Source organism: Micromonospora sp. U56 (assembly GCF_018070095.1).
In the GTDB taxonomy this organism is placed as follows: domain Bacteria; phylum Actinomycetota; class Actinomycetes; order Mycobacteriales; family Micromonosporaceae; genus Micromonospora; species Micromonospora purpureochromogenes.
The window spans coordinates 1-18,393 of record NZ_JAGPYL010000014.1; the positions used below are offsets into that span (position 1 = coordinate 1).

Below are 18,393 nucleotides of genomic sequence, written 5' to 3' on the forward strand. Positions count from 1 at the left end.
TGTTGACGCTTTCCACCAGCATGTGGGCGCGGAAGCGGCCCGTCTCGACCTTGGCGCCGCGGTCGCGGAGCGCCTCCACCACCGCCGTCACCAGGGGTTCGGCGACCTCCGCGGGGGCGGCGGCGGTCCAGCTCGGACGCCGGCCCTTGCGGGCGTCGCCGTAGAGGGTGAACTGGCTGACCACCAGGATCGGGGCGCCGGTGTCGGCGGCGCTGCGTTCGTCGTCGAGGATGCGCAGCTCGTGGATCTTGCGGGCCATGGTCTGCGCCACCTGCGGCGTGTCGGCGTGCGTGACGCCGAGCAGCACCAGCAGCCCGTCGTCGATCTGGCCGACCACCGCGCCGTCGACCGTCACGCTCGCCCGGCCGACCGTCTGCACCACCGCCCGCATCAGCGGACCCCCGTTCGGCCGCCCGGCACCGCCGGCGCCATCCGAGTCACCGGCGTCACCCGCGTCACCCGCGTCATGCGGTCACCGGCTCGATGATGCCGCGTTCGACCAGGTGCGCCACGATCGGGCCGGCCGCCTCGGCCAGCTCCTGCGGGGTGACGTCGTGCGCGGCGGCCAGCAGGGCGAGCTGGTCGCGCAGCGCCAGCCGGCCGTCGCAGCCGCCGACCAGCGCCAGCACCAGCGGGTCGACCTCCTCGCTCCAGCGCAGCCCGTGCGGCATCGTGAGGACCTGCCGGTCCACCGCCCACCCCTCGTCGCCCATGGTGGCCTCCTGCCGCAGCTGGAGCCCCTCGGCGGCCCGGTAGCGCTCGGCGAGCAGCCCGTCGATGTCGCGTACCCGGAGGAAGTCCTGGCGGTCGAACCAGGTGGCGACCTGGTCGCCCATCGGCGGTTCCACCCGCTGGCGCAGGTCCTCCACCCGGATCACCGGGTCGGCGTGCCCGGACCGGCGCAGCGAGACGATGCCGAAGCCGATCGCCTGCACCTTGTGCGCGTCGAACCAGTCCAGCCAGGCCGCCATCCGCTGTGGGTCGGTCGCCTCGCCGACGTCGGTGAGCCAGAGGTTGACGTACGCCATCGGGTCGGCCACCTCGCGCTGGATCACCCAGGCGTCCAGGCCGGTACCCGCGAACCAGCCGGTCACCCGCTCGTGCCACTCCTCGCCGGCCACGTGCACCCAGTTCGCCAGGTACTGCATGGTGCCGCCCTCGGTGAGCAGGCCCGGCGCGGCGGCGGCCAGCTCGGCGCCGATCGCGTCACCGACCCGCCCGGAGTCGCGGTAGACGTGGGTGGTGGTGCCCGGGCCGACCACGAACGGTGGATTGCTCACCACCAGGTCGAAGCGGCGCCCGGCGACCGGGGCGACCAGGTCGCCGCAGAGCAGCTCCCAGTCCTGCCCGTTGAGCGCCGCGGTGGTGGCGGCGAAGCGCAGCGCTCGCTCGGAGACGTCGGTGGCGGTGACCCGGCGGGCATGGGTGGCCAGGTGCAGCGCCTGGACGCCGGAGCCGGTGCCCAGGTCCAGCGCGGTCTGCACCGGCCGGCGGACGGTGGCGCCGATCAGCGTCTGGGTGGCGCCGCCGATGCCGAGCACGTGTTCGCTGTGCAGCGGCCGGCCGGGGCGGGCGCTGGCCGGCACGTCGGCGAGGACCCACCAGTCGTCCCCGTACGGTTCCAGGTCGACGCCGGCGCGCAGGCCGTCGCCGTGCCGTTCGACCAGCCCGCCGGCGAGCGCCTCGGCGAGGTCCAGCGGGGCGAGCGCGGCGGCGACCGCCGCCTCGGGCTCGGTCTGGTCGCAGATGAAGACCCGGATCAGCGTGGCGAGCGGGTCGCGGTCCTCGGTGGCGCGCAGGGCGGCGCGGAAGTCGTTGCGGGCCACCCCGCCGGTGGCCTGCGCGCCGAGCCGGCCGGCGATCCCGTTCGAGGTGAAGTCCGCCCGGGTCAGCGCGGTGCGCAGCGCCTCGACGCCGGCGGGGGAGAGCAGCATGTCGTGTCGTTCCACGTCGCCATCCTGCCCCCCGACGGCGGTCGATCGGCCGGCACCCGCGACATCCATACCGCGAGCTGTATTGATCGGTTGTTATCTCTTTTATGACCATCAATGTATGGCTAGCATCTGCCCCAACATCCGTCGATGGGCGTCCCGGCGGCCACCAGCCTGTCCGGGGCGTACCGGTAGGGAGTCAGACGATGTCCGCTCTGCCCGTTTCCCGGCGCCGCGCGATCCGCGCCCTCGCCGCCGCGGCCGCCGCGGCGGCGCTCTCCGTCGCCGCGTCCACCCCCGCCCTCGCCGCCCCCACCGGGGAGGTCCGTGGCGCGTCCGCGCCCGGCGCGATCAGCGGCAGTTACCTGGTCGTGCTGCGGACCGACGCGGTCGGCGCCGCGAACACCCTCGCCGCCCGCACCGCCGTGCCGGACCGCGCCGCCACCCTCGCCAAGCGGTACGGCGGCAGCGTCGCCGACGTCTACAGCGCCGCCCTCACCGGCTTCAGCGCGAAGATGACCGCCGGCCAGGCCCGCCGGCTCGCCGCCGACCCGGCCGTCGCCTACGTCGAGCAGGACCGGGTGGTCACTGTCCAGGGCACCCAGGCCAACCCGCCGTGGGGCCTGGACCGGATCGACCAGCGCAGCCTGCCGCTCAACGCCAGCTACACGTACCCGAACACCGCCTCCAACGTCCGGGCGTACATCATCGACACCGGGATCCGGACCACCCACACCGACTTCGGTGGCCGGGCCAGCTGGGGCACCAACACCGTCGACGGCAACAACACCGACTGCAACGGCCACGGCACCCACGTCGCCGGCACCGTCGGCGGCAACCGGTACGGCGTGGCGAAAGCCGCCCGCCTGATCGCGGTGAAGGTGCTCAACTGCTCGGGCAGCGGCAGCACCACCGGCGTGGTGAGCGGCATCAACTGGGTGACCGCCAACGCGGTCAAGCCGGCGGTGGCCAACATGAGCCTCGGCGGCGGCGCCAGCTCCGCCATCGACAACGCGGTGACCAACTCGGTCAACTCGGGCGTCACGTACGCGGTGGCGGCCGGCAACTCCAGCGCCAACGCCTGCGGCTACTCGCCCGCCCGGGCCGCCGCCGCGCTCACCGTCGGCGCCACCACCAGCAGCGACGCCCGCGCGTCCTACTCCAACTACGGCTCCTGCGTGGACGTCTTCGCGCCGGGGTCGAGCATCCTGTCCGCCTGGCGGACCAGCGACACCGCCGCCAACACGATCAGCGGCACCTCGATGGCCTCGCCGCATGTGGCTGGCGCCGCGGCGCTGGTGCTCTCGGCCAACCCGTCGTACACCCCGGCGCAGGTGGCCAGCTACCTGACCACCAACGCCACCACCGGCAGGGTGACCAACCCGGGCACGGGCTCGCCGAACCGGCTGCTCTTCGTCGTCAACTGACGGCACCGTCCGACGCGGCCCGGTGGACACCACCCCTGTCCACCGGGCCGCGTCCCCGCGGGGACGACATGTCCGGTCAGTCGATGGACTGGCAGAGCGGGAGTGTAGCCAGACGGTCGGTGTAGTGGTCGGCCAAGGCGTCGAAGCGGCTCCGTGCCTCAGTCGCCACTGCCGTAGTCCACGCCTCGCGAAGCTGGGCGACTGCCTCGGCGATTGTCTCCACCGTGCGTCCGGGGTCGGCGCCGGCCCGTTCGGCCAGCCGGCGGAAATGGTCCGGAGTGATGGCGGATGGAACGGTTTCGGCGTCCAAGCTGAGCGCCAGGGGTGCCCAGCGGTAGCGTGAGTAGAACGACAGCGAGTGGAAGTCGTAAACGGGGGTCAGTTGCGGGGTGCGGCCGTCCGGATAGATGATCGCCCAGTTTTTCAGATGTGCGTCCGTGTTGCCCACCACCAGCATCGCGACGAGGCGGCGGATGAAGTCGTGGTAGCCGGCGTCGCCGGTCAGTTGACGAACGGCTGCGGCGAGGGTGTCGTACGAAGCGCCGGATTCGCTGTACTTGAACATTGGCTCGACATCGGCAACCTGTGCGAAGTCCTCCACATGCACACGGCCGGCAGCGGTGCGATCGAATCGCTGGATGACATAGACCAGTTCGGTGGGATCGGCCAGCCCGTCCGGGAGCCCTTTTACCGCGTCCGCCCGCACGAGATGCACGGCCGGTACCGGGTAGCCGGCGGCTGCCAGCCATCTCATGGTCAGGTACTCGTTCAGGGGCAGGTCACGCAGGCCGCGATCAGGCAGCTTGACGATCCACCAGCCGCCGTTGCCGCTCACGGGGATGGCGAGCCGGTCCGCCGAGACCGAGTACTTGAGCTGCACTCCCGCCAGCGAATGCCGGAGCGGATGGTCGGCCTCCTCGACGGTCCCAGAGAGGATGTCATCCTCGGGCTCGTTGTCCGCGTGGACGGTCACGGCGCCGGGAAGGTTACCGCCCACTCGGAGGAGGAGGGTGAAGTCACCGACGTTGCCCCCGCCCAGCTCATGGATTATCTGGCGGCGCAACGCCCCCTCGGGCAGCAGGTTGCTGAACCAGGCGGGCAGGCCGACACGAGCGCGTCGGAGGGCACGGGGGTCGTCCTCGAAGATCTGGCCGAGCACGAGATGCCCGGGCGAGGAAAGGTCGTCGTCGTACCTGAACTCCGAGCCTCCCTGGAGGAACCGCAGCTCGCCGACCCGACGGCCATGCAGCCGCACCTCCGCCACCACCGGCGGCACGTCAGGCCGCCGACCGGAGGATGTCGGACATCGCCCGCCCGTCCCGGGCACCCCACTCCGCCATCCGGTTCACGTGGCCGGTGATGACACGGACACACTCCTCCGTCCGCAGCACGAGGAATGCGCTCCAGTCGCCGTGCGCGAGCAGGTGCTGGCCTTCCTCACTGACGAGGTGGCTGGCCGCGACCGATGGTGGCGCAGCCGCGAGGGCGGCGGGTGGCGTCCGTTCGCCGGGCGGAAGAATGAAGCGGTTCGCGATGGTGCTCGCAAGGACCGGGGCGTCGTCCTCCGGCAGGAGCGGGCGGAGCGGGCTGCCCTGTTCGAGGAGCTTGGTGACATCGATGATCTCGCCGTTCATCACGTGGCGTGGCTCGGCCGAGAGCAGGCCTAGCGTGTTGAGCTTCGTCATGGCGTGGTTGAAGTGGACCTTGTCCAGTTCGGCCGTGAAGTCGGGGAAGGGTTGCACCTGCCTGAGCAGGTCGACGGCTGCCTCCACGGGTTCGGGGACGTCCACGGCGGTCACCTGGTTGCGGACGTCAGCCACGCTGACCCCTCGGGCGCGGGTGCCGGCGACGGCGCTCCGCCACACCCAGCGGCGGAGCAGGGTGGCAGATCGGCCCGTGGGGACTCCGTGCAGGCGATGGAACCTCACGAGGATCGGCAGCACGTGCGAATACGGCAGGAGCTTGATGTGTGAAATGCCGCATTCTCCACGCAGGAAGGTGATCGCTTCACGAAGCCGGGCGGCCACCTCGCGTAGCGTCTCGCTCGGGTCGTCGTGCGGCCCGAACTCCTGACGGAAGTCCTCCCGGAAAATGTCACCACCGCGGTAGGCCAGCACGCACCGCAGCGCGAGCCGGTCGTCGAGAGCGCCGAATCCCAGCGTTGCGGGGACCTGACCGAGCCCGTGCAGGCTGCTCAGCTCGTCGCCGACCGCCCCCGCGTGCAGTGCCTGGAACACCTCCGACTTTGTCAGCCGCTTCCCCGTCGTGTTCATCCGGGTGAAGATCTCCAGCAGCGCGTTCTCGTCCGTCGAGTGCACCACGTACGTCGGGATCTGGTATTCGCGTATCGCCTTGGCGGCTTGATCGGCGAGCGCGAGCTGGGGCTCCGTCAACCAGTCGGAGTTGTCCCGCATCCACCGCAGGAGGACGGCGGTGTCCAGCAGGAAGTTGACCGGTACCCAGGATCGTGGGGGACGTTGACGGGTGCCGGTTGTGTGGAACTCGCCGGTGTCCAGGTCCAGATGGACCCGGAAGCGGGGATCCACTGACCGGTCGGCCTGGGTGAGCGCGCCCACGAGGGAGACGATGCGCTGCTGGCCGTCGACCACCCAAAGGGCGGTGGCCGTCTCGGGTGCCTCGACCTCGAGTGGCCCGACCTGGAGACGCTGGGCCGGCGCGGGGCGTCGCCACAGCAGCAGGTTGCCGATCGGAAAGCCGCGCAGCAGGCTGTCGAACAGCCTGACGATGTCCGCGGCCTCCCATTTGAACGAGCGCTGGAAAGGGGGAATCCGGATGAGCCCGGCGGTGACGTCCCGGACCAGGTCCTCCGGCGTGCGGTACTCGACGCGCGGCCTCTCCAGACTTGGCACGGCCCACCTCTTTCAGACGACGTCCCGAGACTAGCGGGTTCGGGCCGCGACATGGGCTAGGCACGGGGCCAGGCCTTACTGGACGCCACGGTGACGCCGGCCGGTCACGAGCTTCGTCAGCAGACCGGCAGTGCCGACTCGTCCACCTGGGCGGGACGGGGCGCAGCCGGCCAGGCGCGGACCGTTCCGTCGACGCGTACCGCCACCTCGGCGCCGACCTCGACGGGGTCGGTCCCGTAAAAGACCCGGGCGGTGACCCGGGTGTCGTCGGCCAGCCGGAGAGCGACCAGCGCGTCGTGACCGTGGAAGTCGTGCCGCAGCACGGTGGCGGTCACCGCGTCGGTGCCCGACGCGGGAGCCAGGCGCAGTTGCTCCGGACGGACCAGCACGGTGACCGGGCCGTCGGCCGTCGGGCCGGCGATTGGCAGCGTGCCCAGCGGCGTGCGGGCAGCCCCGGCGGCGGCGACCGCCGGCAGCAGCACCGCATCGCCGACGAACCCGGCCACCCACTGGTCGGCCGGCTCCCGGTAGAGCGTGCCCGGCGCGGCCGCCTGCACCACCCGCCCGGACCGCAGCACCACCACCCGGTCCGCCACCGACAGGGCCTCGCCCTGGTCGTGGGTGACCAGCACGGCGGTCGCCCCGTCGGCCCGCAGCGCCTCCCGGACGTCGTGCCGCAGCCCGGCGCGCAGCCCGGCGTCGAGCGCGCTGAACGGCTCGTCGAGCAGCACCAGCGACGGGCGCGGCGCCAGCGCCCGGGCCACCGCGACCCGCTGCTGCTGGCCGCCGGAGAGCTGGTGCGGCATCCGGTCGCCGTACCCGGCGAGCCCGACCAGGGCCAGCACCTGGTCGACCCGGTCGCCCCGCCGGTCGGCGCGGTCCAGCCCGTAGGAGATGTTCGCCGCGACGGTGAGGTGCGGGAAGAGGGCGCCCTCCTGCGGCACCACGGCGATCCGGCGGCGGTGCGCCGGCAGGTGCCGGCCGGGGCCGGCCACCTCGCGCCCGTCCACCCGGATCGCTCCCGCGTCCAGGCGTTCGAAGCCGGCCAGGCAGCGCAGCAGGGTGGTCTTGCCGCAGCCGGACGGGCCGAGGACGGCGGTCAGCGCGCCCGCCGGGACGGTCAGGTCCACGCCGTCCAGCGCGGTCACCGGGCCGTACCGCTTGACGACGCCGGTCAGCACCACCTCGCTCATCGGTCCTCCTTGTCGAGCAGGCCGCCCCGGGCGACCAGCCACCAGGTGGGAAGCGCCGAGATGACCACCAGCAGCGCCGCGTAGGGAGCGGCGGCCGCGTACGCCCCGACGGAGGTCGCCGTCCACAGCTCGGTGGCCAGGGTGTCGGTGCCGGTGGGGCGCAGCAGCAGGGTGGCCGGGAGTTCCTTCATGCCGGTGAGGAAGACCAGCGCCGCCCCCGCCCCGATCCCGGGCAGGGTCAGCGGCAGGGTGACCGTGCGCAGCACGGCCAGCGGCCCGCGCCCCAGCGAGCGGGCCACCTCCTCCAGACCGGGTGGCGCCTGGGCGGCGGCGCCGGCCACCGCGCCGACGGCCAGCGGCAGGAAGAGCGTCGCGTAGGCCAGCGCCAGCAGCCACGGCGTCTGGTACAGCGGATACGCGATGCTGATGCCGAAGAAGATCAGCGACAGCCCGATCACCACCCCGGGCAGGGCGTGGGCCAGGTAGGCGAGCCGGTCCAGCGCGGTGGCCAGCGGGCCGGGGGCGCGTGCGGTGAGCAGCCCCAGCGGCAGGGCCAGCAGCATGGTCAGCGCGGCGCCGGCCAGCGACAGCCAGAGCGAGTTGCCGGCGGCCGTGGCGACCTCGCCGAGCGCACCGGGCCGGGACACCCCGCCGACCAACCGACGGGCCAGGCTGAGCGCCGGCACGCCGAGCGCCAGCGCGGCCACCGCGAGCAGCGCGGCGAGCGCGGGCCAGCGGGCCGGACCGAGGCGCAGCTGGGCGGCGGGGCGGCGGGTGCCGCCGAGCCCGGCGTACCGGGCGCCGCGCCGGCGGGTGGCGGTCTCCCCGGCCAGCAGCAGCACGGTCAGCGCCACCAGCACGCTGGAGAGCACCAACGCGCCGGTGCGGTCGAAACCCAGGTCGAAGGCGATGAAGATGGCCCGGGTGAAGGTGTCGGCGCGCAGGATCGACACCGCACCGAAGTCGGCCAGCACGTAGAGCGCGACGAGCAGCGCCCCGGCGGCGGTCGCCGGCCGGATCTGGCGCAGCGTGACGTCGGTGAAGGTGCGCCAGCCGCCCCGGCCCAGCGAGCGGGAGACCTCCTCCTGCGCCGGGTCCGCGCCGCGCAGCGCCGCCGCGACCGGCAGGAAGACGTACGGGTACGAGCAGAGGGTCAGCACCAGCGCGGCCGGCCAGAAGCCCTCCAGCCGGTCGAACAGCGAGACCCAGGCGAACGCGGCGATGTAGGTGGGCACGGCCAGCGGCAGCGCGGCGAGCACCGCGAAGGCGCGCCGGCCGGGCAGGTCGGTCCGGGTCACCAGCCAGGCGGCGCCGACGCCGAGCAGTACGCAGGCGGTGGTGACCACGGCGGCCAGAGCGAGGCTGCGGACCGCCAGCAGCCCGACCCGCTCGGTCCACAGCTCGGCGACGACCCGGTCGGCGCCCGCCTCGGCGGTGCGTACCGCGAGGTAGACCAGGGGGATCAGGGCCACGGCGACCGCGGCGGTCGAGGCCGCGAGCAGCGCCGGGCGCGGCGCCAGCCGGCGCAACGACCCCGGTACGCCGAAGCGGGCCGGCCCGGAACGGGCCGGCCCTGCCTCGGGCGTGGTGGTCGGGGCGGTCAGGGTACGAGCCCCGAGTCCTTGATCAGGCCGATCGTGGCGTCCAGCGTGTCCAGGTCGTTGAGGTCGATCTCCGGGCTGTCCAGATCGGCCAGCGGCGGGACGCCGGCCGGGGCGGCGACCCCGGCCACCACCGGGTACTCGAAGGTCTGCTCGGCGAAGTACCGCTGCGACTCGGGGTTGAGCAGGAAGTCGACGAAGGCCTTCGTGTCCGGGTCCGTCGCGGAGCGCTTCAGCACGCCGACGCCCGCGACGTTCACCAGCGCGCCGGTGTCCCCGCCGGGGAAGAAGTGCAGCTTCGCCTTCAGCGCGTCCGGCGTGGTGCCCTTCTCCTTGGCCACCTCGCCGAGGTAGTAGTGGTTGACCAGGCCGACCGCGATGGTGCCCTTGTCGACCTCTTCCACGATCTTGACGTTGTTGTCCCGGATCTGCGGCTCGTTGGCCTTGAGCCCGGCGAGGAAGTCCTTGGCCTTCTGGTCGCCGTGCTGCACCCGGATCGCGGTGACGAACGCCTGGAACGAGGCGTTGGTCGGGGCGACGCCGATCCGGCCCTTCCACTTCGGTTCGGTCAGCGCGAAGACCGACGTCGGCAGCTCGGCGGCGGGCACGGCATCGGCGTTGTAGGCGAGCACCCGGGAGCGGGCGCTGACGCCGACCCACTGGCCGGTGCGCGACCGGTAGGACTGCGGCACCTTCTCCAGGTCGGCGGCGGGCAGCGGGGCGAACATGTCCCGCTTGGCGACCGCACCGAGGGCACCGGCGTCCTGGGCGAAGAAGGCGTCGGCCGGGGACTTGCCGCCCTCCTCGACCAGCTGGGCGGCGAGCTGGGCGGTGGTGGCGTACCGGGTCTTCACGGTGATGCCGGTCTGCGCGGTGAACCGGTCCAGCAGCGGCTTCACCAGCTGCTCGTTGCGGCCGCTGTAGACGGTGATGGTCTTGTCGCCGGGCTTGCCGGGATCGGCGGCGTCGTCCTCGCCGGACCCGCAGGCGACCAGGCCGAACGAGAGCAGGCCGGCGGCGACGGTGACCGCGAGGGACCTGCGGGCGGGAACGGGCACGGCGGCACTCCTTCGGCTCCGGCCGGCGGGCCCTCCGCCGACGCGAAGAAGTTAGCACAGGCTAACCTTGGTGTTCCTGTGGGTCCGGCGCCCGCTCGGGGAGTCGACGACGCGCCCGTCGCGCCGACCGGCAGGATGGGCGCATGACGCTCTCGCTGCCCATCGACCCCGAGGCCAACCGGCTGCTGGAGCGCAGCCCGCTGGCCCTGCTGACCGGCATGGTCCTCGACCAGCAGATCCCGCTCGAGAAGGCGTTCACCTCGCCGTACGTGCTGGTGCAGCGGCTGGGGCACGAGCCGGACGCCCGGGAGCTGGCCGGGTACGACCCCGAGGCGCTGGTCGAGATCTTCGCCCGGCCACCGGCGCTGCACCGTTTCCCGAAGGCGATGGCGGCCCGGGTCCAGCAGGTGTGCCAGGTGCTCGTCGACCGGTACGACGGTGACGCCGCCCGGCTCTGGTCGGACGCCGCCGACGGGCGGGAGCTGCTGCGCCGCATCGGCGAGCTGCCCGGCTTCGGCAAGCAGAAGGCGCAGATCTTCGTCGCCCTGCTCGGCAAGCGGTACGACGTGCGCCCGGACGGCTGGCGGGAGGCCGCCGGCGGGTACGGCGATGCGGACGCGTACCGGTCGGTGGCCGACATCACCGACCCGGAGTCGCTGCGCCGGGTGCGCGAGTTCAAGCAGGCGGCGAAGGCGGCGGCCCGGGCGGCGAAGGGCTGACGCAACCGGCCCGCGCGCCGGCTCGTTGAGATCCGCGACGGCGGCGACGGGCGGGCCATGGCGGACGGGCAGGGTGGGGGGCTGCTGCGCGGCGTGACGACCTCGCCCCGCGCCACCTTCCTGGAGCTCTTCTTCGACCTGGTCTTCGTCTTCGCCCTGGCCCGCGTCTCGCAGCGTCTGATCGACGACGTGTCGGCCGATTGGCGATGCCCCGGGCGTTCGCCGAGCGGGCGCTGCCGTTCGCGCCGGCTACGTGGCGATCCAGGTCGGCCGGCCGCTCGTGATCGCCCTGGCCCTGCGCGGGCATCCGCGCCGGTCGGTCACCCGCCGGATCCTGCTCTGGTTCGCGGTCGGGGCGGTGCCCTGGCTCCTCGGCGCGCTGCTGCCGCCGGCCCAGGAGGTGCTGTGGACGCTCGCCCTGGCCTGGGACTACGCCGGGCTGGCGCTCGGCTGGCCGGTGCCCGGGCGCGGCGCGGCGCGTACCTCGGGCTGGGCGGTGGCGGGGGAGCACCTGGCCGAGCGGTAGCAGCAGTTCTTCCTGATCGCACTCGGCGAGACGGTCCTGGTCATCGGGTTGACCTTCAGCGGAGGCGTCTTCTCCTCGCGCGCGGCGCTCGCCTTCGCCCTGTCGTTCCTCACCACCGCGCTGCTGTGGCGGATCTACTTCCACCGGGCCGGACACGTGCTGGCCGAGGCGATCAGAGTGGCCCGCTCGCCGGGAGTGCTGGGTGAGTCGGCGAGCTGGACGCACCTGGTGATCGTGGCCGCTGTGCTGCTCACCGGGGTCGGCTACGAGCTGGTGATCTCCCACCCGCACGGGCGTATGCCGATGGGCTGGGCGGTGTTCGTGACGGGCGGCCCGGCACTCTTCCTGGCCGCCCGGGCCCGCTTCGAGTACGAGATCTTCGCCCGGGTGTCGCGGAGCCGGGTGATCGGCGTGGTGCTCCTGCTCGGCCTGCTCCCGCTGGCGTCGCTGCTGCCGCCGGTCGGGCTGCTCGGGCTGAGCGCGGCGGTGCTGATCGGGATCGCCGCCGCCGACACCGCGCGGGCACACGGCCGCCCCCTCGAACGACCCACGTCGCCCCTGTAGCCGCCGCCACAGGCGGAAGCCGACCGGCTCAGGCGGCGGTCGGGCGGGACAGCGAGGCCAGTGCCCGCCGTACGTCGGCGAGGGAGACGGTGGCGGAGTCGTCCAGGTCGGCCAGCCCGGCCTCGATCCACTGCCGCATCAGCGTGGTGACGCCGATACCCCGGGCCTCGGCGGCCGCCCGGACCCGCTCGTAGGTCTCCAGCGGCAGGCGTACCGAGCGGCTGACCATCGGCACGTCGCTGTCGGGGGTGGGCAGCTCCACCGGCTGGCTCTCGTCGATCAGCTCGGCGAACGCGTCGTCGCCACCGTGGAACCGCTTGGTCGCGTCGTCACGGTTCATCGTGACCGCCTCCTCGTCGGCGATCCCTCCGCACGGCCTCGTCGTAGCGCTTGGCCTCGACGTCGCTCAGGTCGCGGGCGGAGAGGATGTCCCAGTCGTTGTCGGTGCCGTCGGCCTCGGCGAGCAGTACGGCCAGCCGCCTGCCGCGGCGGTTCGCCGCGTAGACGACCATGACGTCGTCGCCCAGGTGCCGGATCACCCGGCGGGTGCTGTGCAGGGCTTCCCAGACTTCCCCGGGTGTGACGTCGTAGACCCGCAGGTTGGTCAACGCCTCGTCGGTGAAGCTGAAGCGGTTGCCCACGGGCGGAGCGTACCACGGACGTAACACGCACCGGGACGAGTCGATTTTCGCTGATCACGGCCCGGGAGTGACAGGATGGGTCGTAATCCCCTCGAGGAGGTCCGTGGTGAAGCGTCAGGCGTACCAGCCGATTCTGATCACCGACGCCTCGCGCAGCCAGGACGACCAACTCACCAGTCGGCAGAAGCGCTACGTGCTGATGATGGGCATCCGGGTGGCCTGCGTGATCGTCGGTGCGATCCTGGTCGGCGCGAAGGCCCCGCTGCTCTGGCTCTGGCTGCCGCTGTGCGCCGTCGGGATGGTGCTCATCCCGTGGCTGGCGGTGCTGCTGGCCAACGACCGCCCGCCGAAGGAGCAGCACCGGCTGGCGGGGAAGTTCCAGCCCAGGATGCGCGACGAGACGCCGCCGATGAGCCTGACCGCCGAGGAGCGGCCGCACAAGATCATCGACGTCGAACCCTGACCGCCGGGGCGCCGGACCGTCCGGTCCGGCGCCCGTCCGCGTCATGCGCCCGTCGCGCCATGCGGGGTCCGCCTCGTGCGGGTCCGCCCGGTTCAGGCCGTCGGTCGGGCGCCCACCGTCGAGACGGCCAGCGCCCCGAGATCGCCGGCGCGGCCCAGCGCCGCCCGCGGCTCCGCGCCGCCCAGCCAGGCGGTCAGCAGGCCCGCCGCGAAGGCGTCCCCGGCGCCGGTGACGTCGACCACCGCGACCCGCCGGGCGGGCGCCACGCTCACCGTCGCGCTCCGGTCGACCCAGACCGCCCCGGCCTCGCCCCGCTTCACCACCACCCGCCGGGCCGACACCGACAGCGCCCGCGCCTGCGCCCCCGGGTCCAGCCCGCCGGCGAGCACCCCGGCCTCGTCCGCGTTGACCAGGAGCAGGTCGACGTCGCGTACCCAGGACAGGAAGGCCGCCGCGCCGACCCGCCGCAGCGGCGCCGCGGACGCCGCGTCGACGCTGGTGGTGAGCCCGCGCGCGCGGGCGGCGGCCAACGCCGCCAGCCCGGCCGGCCGCGACGCGGCGTCCAGCAGGCAGTACCCGGACAGGTGCAGGTGCGCGGCGTCCGGCGCCGCGGCCAGCGCCCGCTCGACGTGCTCGACGGTCAGCCGCAGGTTCGCGCCGCGTTCGGTGACCATCGTGCGTTCCCCGGCGGTGGCCAGCACGATCACCGTGCCGGTGGCGCAGCCCGGATGCACCTCGACGGCGCACTCCACGCCGACCCGCTCCAGCTCGGCCACCCGGTCCCGCCCGGCGCTGTCGTCGCCGACCGCACCCACCAGCGTCACCGGCACGCCCTGCGCCGCGATCCAGGCCGCGGTGTTGGCCGCCTGGCCACCCCCGCTGACCTGGATCGTCGCCGGGGTGTCCGAGCCGGTGGCCAGCGGCCCGGCCAGCACCGCCACCACATCGGTGATCAGGTCACCGACCACGACCACCGGGGACGGGCCGGTCATGCCGGCGCGTCGGTGCGCAGGGCGGCCGCGGCGACGGCGATCCGGGCGGCCAGGTCGGCGTTGCGCAGGATGATCCGCACGTTCACCGCCAGGCTGGCGCCCTCGGTGGCCGAGTGGAAGTGGGCCAGCAGGAACGGGGTCACCGCCTTGCCGGTCACCCCCTCGCGGCCCAGCCGGGCGAGGCCCTCGGCGAGGGTCCGGTCGTGCAGCGCCGGATCGAGCTGCTCGTCGGTCGGGAGCGGGTTGGCCACGATCAGCCCGCCGCCGTGCACCCCCTGCTGCTCCCGGGCGGCCAGCACGTCCGCCACCTGCTCCGGGGAGTCCACCGACCAGTCCAGGTCGAAGCCGGCGTCGGTCAGGTAGAAGCCGGGGAACCGCCGGGTGCGGTAGCCGACCACGCCCACGCCGAGGGTCTCCAGCCGCTCGAGCGTCGCGCCCACGTCGAGGATCGACTTCACCCCGGCGCAGACCACCGCGATCGGCGTCCGGGCCAGGGTCACCAGGTCGGCGGACTCGTCGAAGGTCTGCGCCGCCTCCCGGTGCACGCCGCCCAGCCCGCCGGTGGCGAAGACACCGATCCCGGCCGCCGCGGCGACCGCGCTGGTGGCGGCCACCGTGGTGGCGCCGTCCGCGCCGGTGGCGGCGGCCACCGCCAGATCGCGTACGGAGAGTTTGCTCACTCCGTCGACGGTGGCGAGCCGGGTGAGCTGGGCGTCGTCGAGCCCCACCACCAACTCGCCGCCGACCATTCCGATGGTGGCCGGGACCGCGCCGGCCTCCCGTACGGCCCGCTCGATCTGGCGGGCCACTCGCAGGTTGTCCGGTCGGGGCAGACCATGCGAGACGATGGTGCTCTCCAGGGCGACGACCGGTCGACCGTCACGCAGGGCGTCGGCGACCTCAGCGCCGAGACGGGTGTGAAAGTTGGTCACCTCCGTTACCGTACGGGCCGCCCTCGGGTGGGCTGCGGTGGACCGCCCCCCACCGACCTGCCAAACTAAAAAGTTGGAGGTGTCAACAGTGAGTACACAGATTCTCGAACGCCCGGAGCTGAAGGACGCGGACACCGGTCCGGAGATGTTCCACTACGTCCGCAAGGAGAAGATCGCCGAAAGTGCCGTCATGGGCACCTACGTGGTGGCGCTCTGCGGCGAGACGTTCCCGGTGACCAAGGCCGCCAAGCCCGGCTCGCCGGTCTGCCCGAAGTGCAAGGAGATCTACGACTCGTACGGTGAGTGATCCGCGGCGGCCGGCCCGGCCGCCCCCGTACCCTTCGGCGGTGTGACGACCTCCACCGCCCTGCTCTTCGCCGACCTGACCGGGGTGGCCGTCTTCGCCGCCTCCGGGGCCTCCGCGGCGGTGGCCAAACGGCTCGACCTCTTCGGCGTGGTCTTCGTCGGCTTCGTGGCCGCCCTCGGCGGCGGGATCTTCCGTGACCTGGCCATCGACGAGGTGCCCCCGCTGGCCTTCGCCGACTGGCGGTACGCCACCACCGCCGCGGTGACCGCCGCCGCCGTCTTCTGGCTGCACCCACAGCTGGCCCGGCTGCGCACCACCGTGCTGGTGCTGGACGCGGCGGGTCTGGCGCTGTTCACCGTCACCGGCACGCTCAAGGCACTCGACGCCCATGTGCCGCCGGTCGGCGCCTGCGTGATCGGCATGCTCACCGCCATCGGCGGCGGGCTGGGCCGGGACCTGCTCACCGCTGAGATCCCGGTGGTGCTGCGCCGGGAGATCTACGCGGTGGCCGCGCTGGTCGGCGCGGTCGCGGTGGCTCTGCTCGACGCCACCGGACGCGCCGGCACGGCGCCGCTGACCGCCGCCGCCCTGCTGGTCTTCGCGCTGCGGCTGGTGGCGCTGCGGCGGCGCTGGTCGGCCCCGGTGGCCACGCTGCGACCCCCGAAGACCGGGGTCCGCGGCCCCCAGACCTGACCACCCCCCTCTTCCCACCGCGCCGCGCGCGTCGCGACGGGTCGGGGTGTCGTCGGGCCGGGACGGCGCGACCCGCCGCAGACCGCGTCGGGCGGGGCGCGGGCGGGGGTGGCGGATGTGACCAGCGTGGCGTCGAGTGGGGCGGGCGGCCTGGGCTGGTTATGCTGAGTCGGCCTTCGCGGCATCTTCTGCGCGGAGGCGTTTTCATGGGCGGCGGTACCCGTGGCCCTCGGCCGGGGTCCGCCATGGTGCGGTCGGAGAGGAGCCTCGCGTGGCAGCCCGGTTGCCGGCGCTAGAGACGTTCCCGCCCCTGCGTGCCTGGCAGCGCAAGGCGATGGTGGAGTACCTGCGTCGCCGCACCGACGACTTCACCGCGGTCGCCACGCCCGGCGCCGGCAAGACCACCTTCGCCCTGCGGATCGCCGCCGAGCTGCTCGTGGACGGCACCGTCGAGGCGGTCACCGTGGTCGCCCCGACCGAGCACCTGAAGACCCAGTGGGCGAGCGCCGCCGCCCGGGTCGGCATCCAGCTCGACGCCGCGTTCCGCAACGCCGACGTGCACTCCTCCGCCGACTTCCACGGCGCGGTCGTCACCTACGCGCAGGTCGGCATGGCCCCGCAGGTGCACCGGCGGCGCACCATGACCCGGCGCACGCTGGTCATCCTCGACGAGATCCACCACGCCGGCGACTCCCGGTCCTGGGGTGACGGGGTCAAGGCCGCCTTCGAGCCCGCGGTGCGCCGGCTGATGCTCACCGGTACGCCGTTCCGCTCCGACGACAACCCCATCCCGTTCGTCAGCTACGAGCGCGGCGGCGACGGGCTGCTGCGCTCCCGCGCCGACTCGGTCTACGGCTACTCCGACGCGCTGCGCGACGGCGTGGTCCGGCCGGTGCTCTTCCTGGCGTACTCGGGGGAGACCCGGTGGCGCACCAACGCCGGCGACGAGCTGGCGGCGCGGCTGGGCGAGCCGATGACGCAGGACCTGGTGGCGCAGGCCTGGCGTACCGCCCTGGACCCGGCCGGGGACTGGATGCCGCAGGTGCTCCGGGCCGCCGACGCCCGGCTGACCGTGCTGCGCAACGCCGGCATGCCGGACGCGGGTGGTCTCGTCATCGCCAGCGACCAGCAGAACGCCCGCTCGTACGCGAAGCTGATCGAGCAGGTGACCGGCGAGAGGGCCGCGGTGGTGCTCTCCGACGATGTGGGGGCGTCCGCGCGGATCGCGACGTTCGCGGCGTCCGAGCAGCGCTGGCTGGTCGCGGTCCGGATGGTGTCCGAGGGCGTCGACATTCCCCGGCTGGCGGTCGGCGTCTACGCCACCAGCGCCAGCACGCCGCTCTACTTCGCCCAGGCGATCGGGCGTTTCGTGCGGGCCCGCCGGCCGGGGGAGACCGCCTCGGTCTTCGTGCCCAGCGTGCCGCACCTGCTCGGGCTGGCCAGCGAGATGGAGGCCGAGCGGGACCACGTGCTCGGCAAGCCCAAGGAGTCCGACGGCTTCGACGACGACCTGCTGGAGCGCGCCCAACGCGACGACCAGGCCAGCGGTGAGTTGGAGAAGCGCTTCACCGCGCTCTCCGCGACCGCCGAGCTGGACCAGGTCATCTTCGACGGTGCGTCCTTCGGCACCGCCGCCCAGGCCGGCACCCCCGAGGAGGAGGAATACCTCGGCCTGCCCGGTCTGCTCACCGCCGACCAGGTCTCCATGCTGCTCACCAAGCGGCAGGCCGAACAGCTCGCCGCGCAGCGCCGGCGGGCGGCCACGCAGACCGCTGAGCCGGCCGCTGACGCCCCCGCGGCGCCGGCCGCACCGATGAGTGCCGCCCAGCGTCGGGTGGCCCTGCGGCGCCAGCTGAACGCCCTGGTGGCCGCCCGGCACCACCGCACCGGCCAGCCGCACGGCAAGATCCACGCCGAGCTGCGCCGACTCTGCGGCGGCCCACCCAGCGCCCAGGCGACGATCGAGCAGCTCGAAGAGCGCATCGCCACCGTCCAAACCCTCTGACGCCATCCGCCCCGGCGATCCCGGCGATCCCGGCCGTCCCAGGCGTCAAGAGCCGTGCACTTTCCCGGAAAGTGGGGCTATTCGGCGCGTCGAGGCCACTCATTCTGTGAAAGTGCGCGGATTTTGGGCGCGGGGCGCGGGGCGCGGGGCGCGGTGGGGGAGTGAGCGCAGACGAAGCCGGCCGGGAGCCCCATGGGGCTCCCGGCCGGCTATGTCGTCGTTATGTGGTTGCGGATTCAGTTCGCCATCAGATCGGCGCCACGCCAGCTGAACTCCGGGTCCGTCGCGTACTTCACGGTGATCTTCACGAGATCCTCCGCGTACTTGTTCGCGTGGTGCCCACAGAACACCAGCTCGCTCCCACCCGCCAGAGTGATCCGGAGCTTGCCGGCAGCATTGCAGCGGTCGCACCGTTCATCGGCGGCCGGGGGGGCCACCGTCTCGGGCGGCGGCGTGAGGGTCGGGGTCATC

The 18,393-nt window shown here is 73.3% G+C and carries 18 protein-coding genes and 2 pseudogenes; 8 read left to right on the top strand and 12 right to left on the bottom strand.

Features of this window, described 5'->3' with window-relative positions; translation table 11 throughout:
- A partial coding sequence (dtd, locus tag KBX37_RS07775; RefSeq protein WP_210775244.1) for a D-aminoacyl-tRNA deacylase occupies positions 1 to 391 on the bottom strand: 391 nt, incomplete at its 3' end.
- A gap of 73 nt (positions 392 to 464) precedes the next feature.
- Complete coding sequence (locus KBX37_RS07780; RefSeq protein WP_210775245.1) at positions 465 to 1,949, bottom strand: methyltransferase; 1,485 nt, start codon at positions 1,947 to 1,949, stop codon at positions 465 to 467.
- A 188-nt stretch (positions 1,950 to 2,137) separates the two neighbouring features.
- Between KBX37_RS07780 and KBX37_RS07785 the strand changes: the two genes are divergently transcribed.
- Positions 2,138 to 3,358, top strand: coding sequence for a S8 family peptidase (locus KBX37_RS07785; protein ID WP_210775246.1), 1,221 nt, complete (start codon positions 2,138 to 2,140; stop codon positions 3,356 to 3,358).
- Between the two features lie 76 nt (positions 3,359 to 3,434).
- On the opposite strand, the gene KBX37_RS07790 is transcribed toward KBX37_RS07785, so the two are convergent.
- From KBX37_RS07790 to KBX37_RS07810, 5 genes are all read right to left on the bottom strand, one after another.
- Entirely contained in the window at positions 3,435 to 4,625 is a 1,191-nt protein-coding gene (locus KBX37_RS07790) for a type II toxin-antitoxin system HipA family toxin (RefSeq protein ID WP_210775247.1), read from the bottom strand.
- Between the two features lie 10 nt (positions 4,626 to 4,635).
- Positions 4,636 to 6,228, bottom strand: coding sequence for a DUF262 domain-containing protein (locus KBX37_RS07795; RefSeq protein ID WP_210775248.1), 1,593 nt, complete (start codon positions 6,226 to 6,228; stop codon positions 4,636 to 4,638).
- 116 nt (positions 6,229 to 6,344) lie between these two features.
- The gene (locus KBX37_RS07800) at positions 6,345 to 7,421 is read right to left on the bottom strand and encodes an ABC transporter ATP-binding protein (protein ID WP_210775249.1); all 1,077 of its coding nucleotides are present in this window, start codon (positions 7,419 to 7,421) and stop codon (positions 6,345 to 6,347) included.
- Positions 7,418 to 8,950 carry an iron ABC transporter permease gene (locus KBX37_RS07805; protein WP_210775250.1) on the bottom strand — a complete coding sequence of 511 codons (1,533 nt, stop codon included), beginning with the start codon at positions 8,948 to 8,950 and terminating at the stop codon, positions 7,418 to 7,420. The genes KBX37_RS07800 and KBX37_RS07805 overlap by 4 nt, the downstream gene beginning before the upstream one ends.
- A 71-nt stretch (positions 8,951 to 9,021) precedes the next feature.
- Positions 9,022 to 10,080 carry an iron ABC transporter substrate-binding protein gene (locus tag KBX37_RS07810; RefSeq protein ID WP_210775251.1) on the bottom strand — a complete coding sequence of 353 codons (1,059 nt, stop codon included), beginning with the start codon at positions 10,078 to 10,080 and terminating at the stop codon, positions 9,022 to 9,024.
- A 143-nt stretch (positions 10,081 to 10,223) separates the two neighbouring features.
- Here KBX37_RS07810 and KBX37_RS07815 point away from each other — a divergent pair, with 143 nt between their 5' ends.
- The 3 genes and pseudogenes from KBX37_RS07815 to KBX37_RS07820 all read left to right on the top strand — a co-directional run bounded on the left by KBX37_RS07815 (position 10,224) and on the right by KBX37_RS07820 (position 11,889).
- Positions 10,224 to 10,799, top strand: coding sequence for an HhH-GPD-type base excision DNA repair protein (locus KBX37_RS07815; RefSeq protein ID WP_210775252.1), 576 nt, complete (start codon positions 10,224 to 10,226; stop codon positions 10,797 to 10,799).
- Between the two features lie 57 nt (positions 10,800 to 10,856).
- Positions 10,857 to 10,955: pseudogene (locus KBX37_RS34275) on the top strand (hypothetical protein); the annotation flags it as partial.
- 124 nt (positions 10,956 to 11,079) lie between these two features.
- Positions 11,080 to 11,889 (top strand): annotated as a pseudogene (locus KBX37_RS07820) (low temperature requirement protein A).
- Positions 11,890 to 11,917: 28 nt separating this feature from the next.
- Here KBX37_RS07820 and KBX37_RS07825 read toward each other — a convergent pair.
- On the bottom strand, positions 11,918 to 12,229 hold the full coding sequence (locus tag KBX37_RS07825; protein WP_154942855.1) for a hypothetical protein: 312 nt from the start codon (positions 12,227 to 12,229) through the stop codon (positions 11,918 to 11,920).
- Positions 12,219 to 12,530 (bottom strand): hypothetical protein, encoded by a 312-nt coding sequence (locus KBX37_RS07830; RefSeq protein ID WP_246158594.1) that lies wholly within the window; start codon positions 12,528 to 12,530, stop codon positions 12,219 to 12,221. The genes KBX37_RS07825 and KBX37_RS07830 overlap by 11 nt, the downstream gene beginning before the upstream one ends.
- A gap of 106 nt (positions 12,531 to 12,636) precedes the next feature.
- Between KBX37_RS07830 and KBX37_RS07835 the strand changes: the two genes are divergently transcribed.
- On the top strand, positions 12,637 to 12,993 hold the full coding sequence (locus tag KBX37_RS07835; RefSeq protein WP_088964797.1) for a DUF3099 domain-containing protein: 357 nt from the start codon (positions 12,637 to 12,639) through the stop codon (positions 12,991 to 12,993).
- Between the two features lie 92 nt (positions 12,994 to 13,085).
- Here the strand turns inward: KBX37_RS07835 and KBX37_RS07840 are convergent, their stop codons facing one another.
- Together KBX37_RS07840 and KBX37_RS07845 are read right to left on the bottom strand one after the other, a co-directional pair.
- Positions 13,086 to 13,985 (bottom strand): carbohydrate kinase family protein, encoded by a 900-nt coding sequence (locus KBX37_RS07840; protein ID WP_210775254.1) that lies wholly within the window; start codon positions 13,983 to 13,985, stop codon positions 13,086 to 13,088.
- On the bottom strand, positions 13,982 to 14,917 hold the full coding sequence (locus KBX37_RS07845; protein ID WP_154942857.1) for a pseudouridine-5'-phosphate glycosidase: 936 nt from the start codon (positions 14,915 to 14,917) through the stop codon (positions 13,982 to 13,984). Before KBX37_RS07845 ends, KBX37_RS07840 begins: the two co-directional genes overlap by 4 nt.
- An 88-nt stretch (positions 14,918 to 15,005) precedes the next feature.
- On the opposite strand from KBX37_RS07845, the gene KBX37_RS07850 reads away from it, so the two are divergent.
- The 3 genes from KBX37_RS07850 to KBX37_RS07860 all read left to right on the top strand — a co-directional run bounded on the left by KBX37_RS07850 (position 15,006) and on the right by KBX37_RS07860 (position 17,922).
- Complete coding sequence (locus tag KBX37_RS07850; RefSeq protein ID WP_154942858.1) at positions 15,006 to 15,224, top strand: DUF3039 domain-containing protein; 219 nt, start codon at positions 15,006 to 15,008, stop codon at positions 15,222 to 15,224.
- Positions 15,225 to 15,266: 42 nt separating this feature from the next.
- Complete coding sequence (locus KBX37_RS07855) at positions 15,267 to 15,917, top strand: trimeric intracellular cation channel family protein (RefSeq protein WP_210775255.1); 651 nt, start codon at positions 15,267 to 15,269, stop codon at positions 15,915 to 15,917.
- Between the two features lie 271 nt (positions 15,918 to 16,188).
- Positions 16,189 to 17,922 carry a DEAD/DEAH box helicase gene (locus tag KBX37_RS07860; RefSeq protein WP_210775256.1) on the top strand — a complete coding sequence of 578 codons (1,734 nt, stop codon included), beginning with the start codon at positions 16,189 to 16,191 and terminating at the stop codon, positions 17,920 to 17,922.
- A 236-nt stretch (positions 17,923 to 18,158) separates the two neighbouring features.
- On the opposite strand, the gene KBX37_RS07865 is transcribed toward KBX37_RS07860, so the two are convergent.
- Positions 18,159 to 18,392 (bottom strand): hypothetical protein, encoded by a 234-nt coding sequence (locus KBX37_RS07865; protein ID WP_088964796.1) that lies wholly within the window; start codon positions 18,390 to 18,392, stop codon positions 18,159 to 18,161.
- Position 18,393 lies beyond the last annotated feature (1 nt).

Coding starts and splice junctions, on each gene's coding strand:
- KBX37_RS07825 (WP_154942855.1), bottom strand. CDS start 12,229: ATGAACCGTGACGACGCGACCAAGCGGTTCCACGGTGGCGACGACGCG.
- KBX37_RS07840 (WP_210775254.1), bottom strand. CDS start 13,985: ATGACCGGCCCGTCCCCGGTGGTCGTGGTCGGTGACCTGATCACCGAT.
- KBX37_RS07800 (WP_210775249.1), bottom strand. CDS start 7,421: ATGAGCGAGGTGGTGCTGACCGGCGTCGTCAAGCGGTACGGCCCGGTG.
- KBX37_RS07785 (WP_210775246.1), top strand. CDS start 2,138: ATGTCCGCTCTGCCCGTTTCCCGGCGCCGCGCGATCCGCGCCCTCGCC.
- KBX37_RS07865 (WP_088964796.1), bottom strand. CDS start 18,392: ATGACCCCGACCCTCACGCCGCCGCCCGAGACGGTGGCCCCCCCGGCC.
- KBX37_RS07815 (WP_210775252.1), top strand. CDS start 10,224: ATGACGCTCTCGCTGCCCATCGACCCCGAGGCCAACCGGCTGCTGGAG.